This is a genomic window from Photobacterium andalusiense (assembly GCF_900185625.1).
GTDB lineage: Bacteria > Pseudomonadota > Gammaproteobacteria > Enterobacterales > Vibrionaceae > Photobacterium > Photobacterium aquimaris.
In genome coordinates this window covers 128,832-143,155 of the sequence record NZ_FYAJ01000005.1, presented here as the reverse complement: position 1 = coordinate 143,155, position 14,324 = coordinate 128,832, and the positions used below count along the sequence as shown (strand labels likewise).

Annotated in this window: 12 protein-coding genes; 9 read left to right on the top strand and 3 right to left on the bottom strand. The window is 43.8% G+C overall.

What is annotated here, in order from left to right:
- The 8 genes from murD to lpxC all read left to right on the top strand — a co-directional run bounded on the left by murD (position 1) and on the right by lpxC (position 9,814).
- Complete coding sequence (gene murD / locus PAND9192_RS13525) at positions 1-1,338, top strand: UDP-N-acetylmuramoyl-L-alanine--D-glutamate ligase (RefSeq protein WP_087854225.1); 1,338 nt, start codon at positions 1-3, stop codon at positions 1,336-1,338.
- The gene (gene ftsW / locus PAND9192_RS13520; protein ID WP_087854224.1) at positions 1,338-2,651 is read left to right on the top strand and encodes a cell division protein FtsW; all 1,314 of its coding nucleotides are present in this window, start codon (positions 1,338-1,340) and stop codon (positions 2,649-2,651) included. The genes murD and ftsW overlap by 1 nt, the downstream gene beginning before the upstream one ends.
- Entirely contained in the window at positions 2,638-3,702 is a 1,065-nt protein-coding gene (murG, locus tag PAND9192_RS13515) for an undecaprenyldiphospho-muramoylpentapeptide beta-N-acetylglucosaminyltransferase (RefSeq protein ID WP_087854223.1), read from the top strand. Before ftsW ends, murG begins: the two co-directional genes overlap by 14 nt.
- Before the next feature lie 15 nt (positions 3,703-3,717).
- Positions 3,718-5,181 (top strand): UDP-N-acetylmuramate--L-alanine ligase, encoded by a 1,464-nt coding sequence (gene murC / locus PAND9192_RS13510; RefSeq protein ID WP_087854222.1) that lies wholly within the window; start codon positions 3,718-3,720, stop codon positions 5,179-5,181.
- 273 nt (positions 5,182-5,454) lie between these two features.
- Positions 5,455-6,240, top strand: coding sequence for a cell division protein FtsQ/DivIB (locus tag PAND9192_RS13505; protein WP_087854221.1), 786 nt, complete (start codon positions 5,455-5,457; stop codon positions 6,238-6,240).
- 12 nt (positions 6,241-6,252) lie between these two features.
- Positions 6,253-7,509 (top strand): cell division protein FtsA, encoded by a 1,257-nt coding sequence (gene ftsA / locus PAND9192_RS13500; protein ID WP_087854220.1) that lies wholly within the window; start codon positions 6,253-6,255, stop codon positions 7,507-7,509.
- A 32-nt stretch (positions 7,510-7,541) separates the two neighbouring features.
- The gene (gene ftsZ, locus PAND9192_RS13495) at positions 7,542-8,672 is read left to right on the top strand and encodes a cell division protein FtsZ (RefSeq protein WP_065167017.1); all 1,131 of its coding nucleotides are present in this window, start codon (positions 7,542-7,544) and stop codon (positions 8,670-8,672) included.
- 224 nt (positions 8,673-8,896) lie between these two features.
- Positions 8,897-9,814 carry a UDP-3-O-acyl-N-acetylglucosamine deacetylase gene (lpxC, locus tag PAND9192_RS13490; RefSeq protein WP_087854219.1) on the top strand — a complete coding sequence of 306 codons (918 nt, stop codon included), beginning with the start codon at positions 8,897-8,899 and terminating at the stop codon, positions 9,812-9,814.
- 73 nt (positions 9,815-9,887) lie between these two features.
- On the opposite strand, the gene PAND9192_RS13485 is transcribed toward lpxC, so the two are convergent.
- Entirely contained in the window at positions 9,888-10,346 is a 459-nt protein-coding gene (locus PAND9192_RS13485; protein WP_087854218.1) for a DUF721 domain-containing protein, read from the bottom strand.
- A gap of 448 nt (positions 10,347-10,794) precedes the next feature.
- On the opposite strand from PAND9192_RS13485, the gene secA reads away from it, so the two are divergent.
- A complete protein-coding gene (gene secA, locus PAND9192_RS13480; RefSeq protein ID WP_087854217.1) occupies positions 10,795-13,530 on the top strand; it encodes a preprotein translocase subunit SecA in 2,736 nt (911 codons plus the stop codon).
- A 48-nt stretch (positions 13,531-13,578) separates the two neighbouring features.
- On the opposite strand, the gene mutT is transcribed toward secA, so the two are convergent.
- Together mutT and yacG are read right to left on the bottom strand one after the other, a co-directional pair.
- Positions 13,579-13,986 (bottom strand): 8-oxo-dGTP diphosphatase MutT, encoded by a 408-nt coding sequence (gene mutT, locus PAND9192_RS13475; protein WP_087854284.1) that lies wholly within the window; start codon positions 13,984-13,986, stop codon positions 13,579-13,581.
- A gap of 130 nt (positions 13,987-14,116) precedes the next feature.
- Positions 14,117-14,317, bottom strand: a complete 201-nt coding sequence (yacG, locus tag PAND9192_RS13470; protein WP_060998281.1) for a DNA gyrase inhibitor YacG — start codon at positions 14,315-14,317, stop codon at positions 14,117-14,119.
- Positions 14,318-14,324 lie beyond the last annotated feature (7 nt).

The window sequence follows — 14,324 nt, the reverse complement described above, 5'->3', positions numbered from 1 at the left end:
ATGAATGGCTTGGTTGGTATTAATAAAGTGGTAGTGATTGGACTTGGTATGACAGGTCTATCTGTAGTTAACCATTTAGTACGATTACCACAATCGCTGGATATTAAAGTGATTGATACCCGTGATAACCCACCAGGCCAAGATCAACTGCCCGCAGGCGTTGCGATGTGTGCTGGGCAGTGGGATTTAACATGGTTGTTAGATGCTGATTTGATTGTGGCTAGCCCAGGTATTGCATTAGCAACACCGGAGTTATTATTAGCAGCACAGGCAGGAATTGAGCTTATCGGTGATATCGAGTTATTTGCGCGTGCGGTTAATAAACCAGTGGTTGCGATCACTGGATCTAACGGTAAAAGTACCGTTACCAGTTTAGTTGGTGAAATGGCTAAAGAAGCTGGCATCAATGTTGGTGTTGGCGGCAATATTGGTTTTGCGGCGCTAGATATGTTGGCGCAAGATCATGATCTTTATGTGTTAGAGCTATCAAGTTTTCAGTTAGAAACCACCTCATCATTAGCCCTTGAAGCGGCAGTATATTTAAATTTATCTGAAGATCATATGGATCGCTATCCTGGTGGTTTAGGCGATTACAGTAACGCTAAAATGCGTATATTTAATCATGCCAAATTAGCTGTTTATAACCGTGATGATCTGGCCACGAAACCGTTATTTAGCGGTGACATGACCAGTTTTGGTTTTGATAGTAACGATTATGGTTTAGTTAGCGTTGATGGTGCGGAGTGGCTTGCTATAGCTGGTGAGCCATTAATGGCAGTGAGTGAGATCGCTTTAGTTGGACGCCATAATGTGGCTAACTGTTTAGCGGCATTAGCGTTAGCTGACGCAGTCGGTATTGATCGCCAAGCTGCTTGCCAAGCAATGCGGCGTTATACCGGCCTTGCTCATCGGTGCCAACTTGCCGTTAATCAGCATGGTGTTAAATGGGTTAATGACTCAAAAGCAACCAATCTTGCTAGCACCATGGCAGCATTAACAGGCTTACAACTAGCAGGCAAACTGCATTTATTAATGGGCGGCGATGGTAAAGGTGCTGATTTCAGTGAACTTAAATCCGTTCTGGCTGACTTAAATGTACAACTTTATTGTTTTGGGCGTGATGGCCATTTATTTAGCGAGCTGGTAGAGGATGCGATAAATGTCGACACCATGAGTGAAGCAATGGATCGTGCAGCAGCAACAGTACACGCTGGCGATATGGTTTTATTATCACCGGCATGTGCCAGTTGGGATCAATTTGCCAACTTTATGGCACGCGGTGATGCTTTTGTTGAACAAGCCATTCGGCTTCAAGATTCAGTCTCAGGAAATATGTAATGTTTAAAATGGCCCGTAACGGATTATCGGTAGTGTCTGGCTGGTTTTTAAAGCCAGCCAAACCGATTCTGTATGATCGCCAATTAGTGTGGATAGCAATAGCCTTAATGATTACCGGTTTAGTCATGGTAACCTCAGCATCCATACCTGTCGCCACTCGTCTTACTGGTATTCCTTTCTTCTTTGCACTGCGACATGCGTTTTTTCTTGCATGTTCATTAGTGATTGCGGCGATTGTAATGCAAGTTCCATTAGCAAAGTGGGAAAAATACAGTGTACCGATGCTACTAACCTCAATCTTATTGTTGGTCGTGGTATTAGTCATTGGTCGTTCGGTTAATGGTGCAGCACGTTGGATTCCACTTGGGGTGTTTAACTTGCAGCCTGCCGAAGTTGCTAAACTGTCGTTATTTGTGTTTCTTGCTGGCTATTTAGTTCGTAAAAATAAAGAAGTTAGAGGCAGTGTTACCGGTTTTATAAAGCCACTTGTTGTGCTGGGTATTATGGGGTTTTTATTACTCCAACAACCTGACTTAGGTTCGTTCGTGGTAATGTTCGTTGGTACTATCGGCATGCTGTTCCTTGCTGGTGCGCGTTTATGGCAATTCTTAGTCATGATCGGATTGGCAATGGGAGGGATTACGATGTTGATCGTATTTGAGCCCTATCGTCTACGACGAGTAACCTCATTCTTAAACCCATGGCAAGATCCATACGGTAGTGGTTATCAGTTAACTCAGTCATTAATGGCATTTGGTCGTGGTGACTGGTTTGGTCAAGGTTTAGGTAACTCGATTCAAAAGCTGGCTTATCTTCCTGAAGCACATACTGACTTTGTGTTTGCAGTGTTAGCCGAAGAGCTAGGTCTGATTGGGGTAATCGTGGTATTGACGCTATTATTTGCGTTAGTGTTTAAAGCGATCATGATTGGCCGTAAATGTCTTGAAGATGGCTTACTTTTTGGTGGTTATCTGGCAACTGGATTTGGTATTTGGTTTGCATTCCAAACTTTAGTTAACGTTGGTGCGGCTGCCGGTATCGTACCGACTAAAGGCTTAACGCTACCGTTGATCAGTTATGGCGGTTCGAGCTTATTTATTATGGCAGCCGCGGTGGCGATTTTAATTCGAATTGATTTTGAACAACGGGTTGCCGCTAAATTCTCATCAGAGCAACCAGCTGATGTTGATGATGAAGCATTAGATAATATGGAAGTAGCGGTTGAGCAAGGATCTTTAGGTTTACAGAGCCTAGCAACTGCTGAACATTCACAACTAGAACAAGATAAAAAGCATTCTAATGACAAAGAATAAACGTTTATTGGTGATGGCTGGTGGTACTGGTGGTCACGTATTCCCAGGACTTGCAGTTGCACGTCAATTACAGCAACAAGGTTGGGAAATTCGCTGGTTAGGCACTGCGGATCGCATGGAAGCAGAATTAGTACCCAAGCACGGTATTGATATTGATTTTATTAAAGTAAAAGGCCTGCGTGGTAGCGGTATTGTAGCGTTACTCGGCGCGCCATTTAAAATTATCAAAGCGATTTTTCAAGCCCGTAAATACATGCAAGCATGGCAGCCAGATGTGGTGCTAGGCATGGGAGGGTATGTCAGTGGTCCCGGTGGTGTAGCAGCTTGGTCACTTGGTATTCCTGTGGTACTGCATGAACAAAATGCGGTTGCGGGTTTAACTAACCAATGGCTCGCTAAAATCGCTACCAAAGTACTACAAGCATTTCCTGGTGCATTTAAGAATAAGCAAGTGGTGGGTAATCCTGTTCGCCAAGATGTAACCTTATTGCCAGCCCCTAAGCAACGCTTTGCTGAGCGTAGTGGCCCTATTCGCGTGTTAGTGATGGGCGGCAGTCAAGGTGCGCGGATTTTAAATCAGACCATGCCGGAAGTAGCGGCATTGTTAGGTGATAACGTCACCATTTGGCACCAAGCAGGTAAAGGCAATCAGCAATCGACGCAGCAAGCCTACGCCAAAGATACTCAAACACCGCACAAAGTTACTGAGTTTATTGATGATGTTGCTGCCGCGTATGGTTGGGCTGATTTAGTTGTGTGTCGTTCTGGCGCATTGACAGTATCAGAGTTATCAGCCGCTGGGGTGGGTGCGATCTTTATTCCCTTTATGCACAAAGATCGTCAGCAAGCATTAAATGCCGAACATTTAGTGGAATGTGGCGCTGCAAAAATGATTGAGCAACCGCAATTAACCGTTGATGGTTTAGCGCAACAAATAAATTTATTAAATCGTATTGCGCTTGAGCACATGGCTTGTGCCGCGCGTAATGCCGCTATCATTGACGCAGACCAACGGGTTGCTGATGTGATCAAATCACTAGCAAAGAATTAAACAGGAACAAAAGTGATGAGTAAACTGGATAACCAGCAATTAGCAAAGATTCGAACTATGGTGCCCGAGATGCGCCGAGTCGAACGGATTCACTTTGTTGGTATTGGTGGTGCTGGCATGAGCGGCATCGCAGAAGTATTAGTTAATGAAGGTTATCGTATTAGTGGGTCGGATATTGCGCCTAATGCGGTTACTAATCGTTTGACTGCCAAAGGGGCTGAGATCTTTTTTGGTCATGCGGCTGAAAATGTTGAAGGCGCAAGTGTAGTGGTAGCATCAACCGCTATCAGTAAGCAAAATCCAGAACTATTAGCGGCAACAGAGTTACGTATTCCTGTGGTACGTCGTGCTGAAATGTTGGCAGAACTGATGCGTTACCGTCATGGTATTGCGATTGCGGGAACCCATGGCAAAACCACCACTACAGCCCTCGCGACACAAATCTATTCTGAAGCTGGGCTTGATCCAACATTTGTTAATGGTGGTTTAGTTAAAAGCGCAGGCACCAATGCCCGTTTAGGCTGTAGCCGTTATTTAATTGCTGAAGCTGATGAAAGCGACGCCTCATTTTTACACTTGCAGCCAATGGTGTGTGTAGTCACTAACATTGAAGCTGACCATATGGATACTTATGGTGGTGATTTTGAAGTGCTAAAACAGACCTTCATTGATTTTATTCATAACCTACCATTTTATGGTTTAGCGGTGATGTGTATTGATGATCCTGTGGTACGTGAATTATTGCCACGCGTCGGTCGTCCAATGCTGACTTACGGTTTTGCTGAAGATGCTGATGTACGATTAGTTAATTACACTCAAACCGGTCAGCAAGGTCACTTTACTGTTTTACGTAATGATAAGCCGGCACTGAATATTACCCTTAATATTCCAGGTAAACACAATGCTCTTAATGCAACTGCGGCGATTGCTGTTGCGACTGAAGAAGGTGTCAGTGATGATGCCATTATGCGTGCTTTAATTGAGTTTGAAGGTACAGGTCGTCGTTTTGATCATCTAGGTGAGTTTGAAACAGGCAATGGTAATGTGATGCTGGTTGATGATTACGGTCATCACCCAAGCGAAGTTGATGTAACGATTCAGGCGGCACGCGCTGGCTGGCCTGATAAACGTTTAGTGATGGTATTTCAACCTCACCGTTATAGTCGTACTCGCGATTTATATGATGATTTTGCTAATGTACTTGAGCAAGTCGATGTGTTGGTGATGCTAGATGTTTATGCTGCAGGTGAAACACCGATTGCTGGTGCGGACGGACGTTCATTGTGTCGTACGATTCGTTCTCGCGCTAAAATAGATCCTGTCTTTGTGCCACAAGCCGAGAATTTGCCTGCAATACTAGCCAATATTATCCAAAATGATGATTTGGTTCTGACACAAGGTGCAGGTGATGTTGGCAAAATAGCTCGCCAGCTAGCAGAGTTGCAGTTAAATGTTGTCGCAATGCGCAATGATGCCTAAAAGGCATTGGTTGTTACTAATGGTATCGTAAATACTGATCACTGGCTGTAAATTGGATATTCCATCGCCAGTGATTGCTATTTTTTGCGATTTCTCGACAAATAGATAAATTTATTGTCAGGTTATGCTCGGAAAACGCCTAATGAGTGTTGGAGTGGGTCGAGTTGCTCGGTATAATCGTTTAACTTTGCTCGTTATACCTGACTGAGCGCACCATCGTAAAATACCTTTATGGAATGGTTTGGCTTGAATGGTAAGGTAAATAGACACGCGATGACTGAAGAAGTCGTAAATAAAGAGCATATATCATCCTCTCCTCGTGGTTTAAAACGCTGGGGAGGATTAGCATTTTTTCTCTTTGTCATTGGTTTTACGGTTTGGCTTGTCAGTGCTACTAAAGACTGGATGACGGATGCAAACCGATTACCTCTGTCAAATTTAGTAATTCAGGGACAGTTGCATTATCTGACTAAAGATGATGTTAGACAGTCAATATTACATTCAAATCATCTGGGTACTTTTATGACCCAAGATGTAAATAGTATTCAAGCATCAGTAGAGACATTACCTTGGGTTGCTCAAGCTGCTGTACGTAAACAATGGCCGAATACTATTAAAGTCTTTTTGGTTGAAAACCAACCTGTCGCCGAATGGAATGGTACTTATTTAGTTAATCGTTCTGGTAAAGTTTTTAAGGCGCCAGCATTACAAGTGGCAGGATTAGGGTTAACCAATCTGATTGGTCCTAAAGGTAGTAGCCAAGAGGTTTTAGCTGGATTGCGTGAAATGCGTCCAGTACTGAAAAAAGCGGGTTTTGGAATTGCATCATTAGCCTTTAATGAACGTGGTTCTTGGCGCGTGGTATTAAAAAACGGAATTATACTTGAATTAGGGCATGAAGCTCGAATGCAACGTATAAAGCGTTTTATCGAGATTTATCCTGAGTTATTGAAGCAGGATAAGCCGATTAATTATGTAGATTTGCGTTATGATACTGGCGCTGCTGTGGGTTGGAAAACAAAACCGGAGTATGAAAACCATGCGCCGGCTAAAAAATAAGAGCGTGCACTGATGACTAAGGCTGCAGATAAAAAACTCATAGTTGGTCTTGATATCGGCACTTCCAAAGTTTGCGCTTTGGTAGGGGAAGTCCTTCCCGATGGCAATGTTAATGTTATCGGTGTAGGTAGCAGCCCGTCACGCGGAATGGATAAAGGTGGGGTTAATGACCTTGAGTCAGTAGTAAAGTCAGTTCAGCGTGCTGTTGATCAGGCTGAACTTATGGCTGACTGCCAAATTGGTTCCGTGTGTTTGTCGCTATCAGGTAAACATATTAGTTGCCAAACAGAAAAAGGCATGGTGCCTATTTCTGATAAAGAAGTAACTCAAGATGACGTCGATAATGTTATTCATACGGCGAAATCGGTAAAAATAAGCGATGAGCAACGTACGTTGCATGTGATTCCACAAGAATTTGCGATTGATTACCAAGAAGGGATTAAAAACCCAGTTGGTTTATCAGGTGTTCGTATGGAAGCAAGTGTTCACTTGATCACTTGTCATAACGACATGGCGCGCAACATCGTTAAAGCAGTAGAGCGTTGTGGCTTGACCGTTGATCATCTGATTTATTCAGGATTAGCAGCAAGTCAGGCTGTACTGACACCAGATGAGCGAGAGCTCGGCGTATGCGTGGTCGATATTGGCGGCGGTACAATGGATCTTGCTATTTGGTCTGGTGGTGCATTACGTCATGCGGAAGTGATTCCTTATGCAGGTAATGTAGTTACTAGTGATATTGCTTATGCGTTTGGTACACCGCCGGGTGACGCTGAAGATATTAAAGTGAAATACGGTTGTGCACTGAGTGAGTTGGTGAGCAAAGATGCTAAAGTGGACGTACCTAGTGTAGGTGGTCGTCCATCGCGGAGCTTGCAAAGTCAAACACTGGCAGAAGTAATCGAGCCTCGATATAGTGAATTGCTAGGGTTAGTAAATCAAAAATTACTAACCGTACAAGATCAATTGCGAGAGGCTGGTGTTAAACACCACCTAGCAGCGGGCATCGTCCTTACCGGGGGCGCTGCACAAATGGAAGGTTTAACTGAATGTGCTGAGCGCGTTTTCCGCAATCAAGTACGTATAGGTCAGCCTCTTGAGCTGAGTGGATTGACTGACTATGTTCAGGCTCCACCTTATGCTACCGCAGTAGGATTACTGCACTACGGAAAGGATAGTCAATCATTTGATGAAAATGCTCTTGAGCCGAAACGCTCGGTAACAGGAATATTTTCACGAATCAGTGGTTGGTTCGAAAAGAATTTTTAAACCTGATGCGAACAGGATAACGGAGAGAACAAATGTTTGAACCGATGATGGAAATGTCTGATGAAGCTGTAATTAAGGTCATTGGCGTTGGCGGCGGCGGCGGTAATGCTGTCGATCACATGGTACGTGAGTCTATTGAAGGCGTGCAGTTCATTAGTGTTAACACTGATGCACAAGCTCTTCGTAAAACAAGCGTAAGCACTGTTATTCAAATCGGTGGTGATATCACTAAAGGTTTGGGTGCGGGTGCTAACCCACAAGTGGGTCGTGATTCAGCGTTAGAAGATCGTGAAGCAATCAAGAAAGAGCTTGAAGGCTCTGACATGATCTTCATTGCAGCGGGCATGGGTGGTGGTACCGGTACTGGTGCTGCGCCAATCATTGCTGAAGTGGCTAAAGAACTTGGTATTCTTACTGTTGCTGTTGTAACTAAACCATTTAGCTTCGAAGGTAAGAAGCGTATGGCATTTGCAGAGCAAGGTATTGATGAGCTTTCTAAGCATGTTGATTCATTAATCACTATTCCTAACGAAAAGCTACTTAAAGTACTTGGTCGTGGTATCACATTACTTGATGCCTTTGCGAAAGCGAACGACGTACTTAAGAATGCAGTTCAAGGTATTGCCGAGCTAATTACTCGCCCAGGCATGATCAACGTCGACTTTGCGGACGTACGTACCGTAATGTCGGAAATGGGTCATGCAATGATGGGTAGTGGTGTTGCTGCTGGTGACGACCGTGCTGAAGAAGCTGCTGAAATGGCAATTTCTAGCCCATTACTAGAAGATATCGATCTAGCGGGCGCACGTGGTGTACTTGTTAACATCACTGCCGGTATGGATATGCGTCTAGACGAGTTTGAAACTGTGGGTAACACAGTTAAAGCATTCGCGTCTGATAACGCAACAGTGGTTATTGGTACTTCACTTGACCCTGATATGACTGATGAGCTACGTGTAACCGTAGTAGCAACAGGTATTGGTAAAGAGTGCAAGCCAGATATCACACTAGTAACGTCATCTAAGCCAGCACCAGTTGTTGCACAGGAACAACCTGCTGCAGTTGCTGAAGAGAAGCCTGCTGAAACTCAGCAAGCTAAATCTCAAGGTGCTGATCATGACTACCTAGATATTCCAGCATTCTTGCGTAAGCAAGCGGACTAAAATAGTCATCATATTGATTGTGGTACTAATTTTAGTGAAGCGAGCAGTGCATCTTTTGTTTCACCACAAAAGGTGCATTGTTTCACCGCAGTGAATTATTTTGGATATTTTTTGGGTTATGGTATGATAAGTATTCGATTCGCCAAGTCGGCGTTGCGAATAGTTTCTATTCACCTAATTAGTTTGCAAACAAAAGTTTGTTTAACCGTTGAGATATAAAGCAGATGATCAGACAACGTACACTTAAAAGCATTGTGCAGACGACTGGTGTGGGCCTCCACTCTGGACGTAAAGTGACGCTTATTCTGCGTCCTGCAGCCGCAAATACTGGCGTGATTTATCGCCGTACTGACCTTAATCCACCTGTGGATTTTCCTGCTAATGCAGACTCAGTGCGCGATACCATGTTATGTACCGCTCTTGTGAATGAACAAGGCGTGCGCATTTCAACTGTTGAGCACTTGAATGCTGCACTAGCCGGTATGGGTATCGATAACGTAATTATCGAAGTTGATGCGCCTGAAATTCCAATTATGGATGGTAGCGCAAGCCCATTTATTTACCTGCTTCAATCAGCAGGTATTGATACGCTAAATGCGCCTAAGCGTTTTTTACGTATTAAAAAGCCTGTTCGCATTGAAGATGGCGACAAGTGGGCGGAACTCGTGCCTTTTAACGGTTTCCGTCTCGATTTTGCTATCGACTTTAACCACCCTGCGATTGATTCAGATCAGCAGCGTCTAGTGTTAGATTTTTCAAGCAAATCTTTTGTTAAAAAGATTAGCCGTGCACGTACTTTCGGTTTCATGCGTGATATCGAATACCTTCAGTCACAAAACTTGTGTCTTGGTGGTAGCTTTGATAACGCAATCGTATTGGACGACTACCGTATCCTGAACGATGATGGTTTGCGTTTTGACAATGAACTTGTTACCCACAAAGTATTGGATGCCATTGGCGACCTTTACATGTGCGGTCATAATATCATTGGTGAGATGCGTGCTTATAAATCAGGTCATGCGCTGAACAACCAACTACTGCGTGCAGTATTGGCTGACCAAGAAGCCTATGAGTGGTCAACCTTTGAAGATGAGCGTGAAGTGCCTGTCACTTTTGCGCAACCGGGTATGGTATTGGCGTAAATCACACAATAGCCTTGTATTAAAAAAAACGCCGAGCATTTATGTTCGGCGTTTTTGTATCTGCTGTTTGTGATCAGCGAGTGTTCTTTTGTGCCAATTTTGCTAAGCGTTCTAAACAAGCTTTGACTTTATCTGGTGCATTGGCAGCGGTGGCTAATAGGTGTTGGGCGGCAACATCGCTGATCGGTTTTTGAATAATATCAGGAATTTTATCTTGCTTACGAATTGCAACCGCCGCCAGTGCTGGGTTTACCTTGACCTCAATATCACGCAATTTAGGCAATAATTTCTCGCGTAATTTGATCATTAATTGGTAGCGTTCATAATTGAGTCGCATTGACCATGCTGCAGAGGCAGTTTCAATGATCAGTACCCCTTGACGATAATTACTAACACGACAGTGTTCGGCACAATTTAGATGTGCTTTGACGGCGCTATCGAGTTGGCTTAATGCCGCTGCACGTTGTTGAATTGACGATAGACCATCACTGTCGAGCAGATGAGCTGGGGTTTGTGGACGATGATCTCTCATGATTTTAGTTCCTGAATATTCAACAGAATAAAAATGTTACTTTTGCGGATATGATTCTAATTTTTTATAGATAAACGCCGTTGCTGTGGCTTTTATCATAGGCGATGACATTAATATGACTTATCATATCAGACATATAGGTTAATATATGTTGAGTGATATGTCTGCCACGCGTCAGTGACCATGGTATTTTTTGTGCTGCAATGGCAATAAAGACGATGAGTTTAGCATTGAGTAAGGTGCTTTTTGTTAGGATAATAATGTTAGCCCTTGAAAAGCGATGAGCACGACACAATATCAGTACTACATGTTTCAGGATTAACCTCTTAGTCACCGTTGTGACGATTCCAGTGGGATAAGGATGGCTTAGGTCCCCCAAGGAATGAAACCCGAATTAAGCGATTCAGCAATAGAAACGCTGATATAACAAAGAGAAAACGGCATCACCATGTTATCAAAACTACTCACTAAAGTTATCGGTAGCCGTAACGACCGCACTCTGCGTCGTATGCGCAAAATTGTTGATCAAATCAATAAGCTAGAACCTCAGTTTGAAAGCCTACAAGATCATGAGCTGCAAGCAAAAACAGCTGAATTTCGAGAGCGTTTAGATCAAGGCGAAACGCTGGATCAACTACTACCAGAAGCCTTCGCGACTGTTCGTGAAGCATCAAAACGTGTTTATGGCATGCGTCACTTTGACGTGCAGCTACTTGGCGGTATGGTTTTAAACGACTGTAAAATTGCTGAGATGCGTACCGGTGAGGGTAAAACTCTTACAGCAACATTGCCTTCATACCTTAATGCTTTGACCGGTAAAGGTGTTCACATTGTTACCGTGAACGACTACCTTGCAGCGCGTGATGCCGAAACAAACCGTGAGTTATTTGAATTCCTCGGTATGACCGTGGGTGTTAACGTACCTAATATGTCGCCGCCAGCGAAGAAAGAAGCTTATGCGGCAGATATTCTTTACGGTACTAATAACGAATTTGGTTTTGACTACCTGCGTGACAACATGGCGTTCCGCCCTGAAGATCGTGTGCAGCGTGAGCGTTTCTTTGCGGTAGTCGATGAAGTTGACTCGATTTTAATCGATGAAGCGCGTACACCGCTAATTATCTCTGGCCCGGCCGAAGATAGTTCAGAAATGTACATTAAAGTGAACAAGCTGATTCCATTATTGGTGCGTCAAGATAAAGAAGACAGCGCTGATTACCGTGGTGAAGGTCACTACACCGTTGATGAAAAGTCTAAGCAAGCGCACTTTACTGAAACAGGTCAAGAATTCATTGAAGAGTTGTTGATCAAAAATGACATTATGGCTGAGAACGATACTCTTTATTCTCCGGCTAATATCAGTTTATTACACCACGTTAATGCCGGTTTACGTGCTCACGTGTTGTTTGAAAAAGACGTCGATTATATCGTGCAAGATGATGAGGTTATCATTGTCGATGAGCACACAGGCCGTACTATGCCTGGTCGTCGTTGGTCTGAAGGTCTTCACCAAGCTGTGGAAGCGAAAGAAGGCGTTAAGATTCAAAATGAAAACCAAACCTTGGCCTCAATTACCTTCCAGAACTACTTCCGTTTATACGAGAAGTTATCGGGTATGACAGGTACAGCTGATACTGAAGCGTTTGAATTCCAATCTATTTATAACCTTGATACGGTAGTACTACCAACTAACCGTCCAATGGCGCGTATCGATAACGGCGATTTAGTCTACATGACTGAAGCGGAGAAATTCGCAGCGATCAGTGAAGATATTACCGAACGTGTTAAGAACGGTCAGCCATGTCTTGTGGGTACGGTATCGATTGAAAAATCAGAGATGCTATCAAATGCACTTAAAAAAGCCGGCATCAAGCACAACGTACTAAACGCTAAGTTCCACGAAAAAGAAGCTGATATTATCGCCGAAGCGGGTGCGCCAGGTGCGGTAACTATCGCAACCAACATGGCCGGTCGTGGTACCGATATTATGTTGGGTGGTTCATGGAAAACGGATGTTGAAAAACTGACTAATCCAACCGAAGAGCAAATTGCTAAAATTCGTGCCGATTGGCAAATTAAACACGATGCGGTGCTAGCATCGGGTGGTTTGCACATTCTTGGTACTGAGCGTCATGAATCTCGCCGTATCGATAACCAGCTACGTGGTCGTGCTGGTCGTCAAGGTGACGCGGGTTCTTCACGCTTCTATCTTTCAATGGAAGATGGCCTAATGCGTATCTTCGCCTCTGATCGTGTTTCTGGCATGATGAAGAAGCTGGGTATGGAAGAAGGCGAAGCGATTGAACACCCATGGGTATCAAAAGCTATCGAAAACGCACAACGTAAAGTTGAAGGGCGTAACTTTGATATTCGTAAGCAATTACTTGAGTTTGATGATGTTGCCAACGACCAACGTCAGGTAGTGTATGAACTACGTGATGAGCTAATGAATGCTAACGATATCAGTGAAATGATTGAGCACAACCGTGAAGACGTGTTGAACGCAATTATTGATAACTATATTCCACAGCAATCATTAGAAGAAATGTGGGATATCGAAGGCCTACAAACGCGTCTAAAAGAAGACTTTGACTTAGAACTACCGATTCAACATTGGTTAGATACTGAAGATAAGCTTTACGAAGAAGCGTTACGTGAACGTATTATCGAAAAAGCATTTGAGCTTTACCGTGAAAAAGAAGCGGTTGTTGGTGCAGAAGTACTACGCAACTTTGAAAAAACGGTCATGCTACAAAACCTTGATACGTTATGGAAAGAACACCTAGCGGCGATGGATCACCTTCGTCAAGGTATTCACCTACGTGGTTATGCTCAGAAGAACCCTAAGCAAGAGTACAAGCGTGAGTCGTTTGAACTGTTTGAAGAGATGTTAGATAACTTAAAGAGTGATGTGGTATCGATCCTAAGTAAGGTTCGCGTACAGCAGCAGGAAGAAGTTGATCGTATGGAAGAAGAGCGTCGTCAAATGGCAGAAATGCTAGCACGTCGTCAACAGTTCCAACATCAGGATGCTGACAACCAAATTGTCGATGAAGCATCTCAAACAGAAGACGATAGCCATCAAGGTACGTTTGAGCGTGAAGAGCGTAAGATCGGCCGTAATGAGCCTTGTCCATGTGGTTCAGGTAAGAAATACAAACAGTGTCACGGTAAGATCGACTAAGATCGCCGTTAAGCTGTAATAAAAAAGGTCGCTCTGAGCGACCTTTTTTTATTCCCCATATACCTCAATTATCTTAGCTAATACCGCCGCATTTGCCTTTGGAAATGGGTACTGTTCAAGATCGTTAATCGCAACCCATAATCCTGCTTGACCTTCATTGCCGCGAGCTTCACCGCTGAATTTGGTGACAGCAAAGAAATCAAACTTTAGCGCTTTATCGGAGTAATCATGATCAAGGCTAATCAACGGCGCTAATGCCGTGACGGTAATACCTACTTCTTCGCTTAACTCACGTATTAGTGCTTGTTCAGCGGTTTCATTGGCTTCGACTTTACCGCCGGCAAATTCCCATAATCCACCTTGATGAGCATTGGCATCACGGCGAGTAATAAATATTTGATCTTGGGCGGGGTTTAAAATGATCCCGGCCGCGATCCAAAGCCGTTTTTTGAGCATAGCTGGTTGGGTCATAATTTCGTCCCTAGATAAATCGAATACTAAAAGAATGCGATTAAAAAAGGGCGAGCTAATGTGAACATTGACTCGCCCTTAATCAGTAATAGCGTGTTAAACCGATGCTGAATATTTAATAGTTATCTTCCGACCAACCATCGCTATCAGACATATCGGGTGCGCCCGCAATGGATTTCTCCTCATCTGCCCACTCACCAAGATCAATCAATTGGCAGCGTTTACAGCAGAAAGGACGGTAAGGGCTTTGCTCGCCCCAAACCACATCAGTTTTACAAGTTGGGCATTTCACCACGGTTGGTTGAGATTGCGACATAGTCACC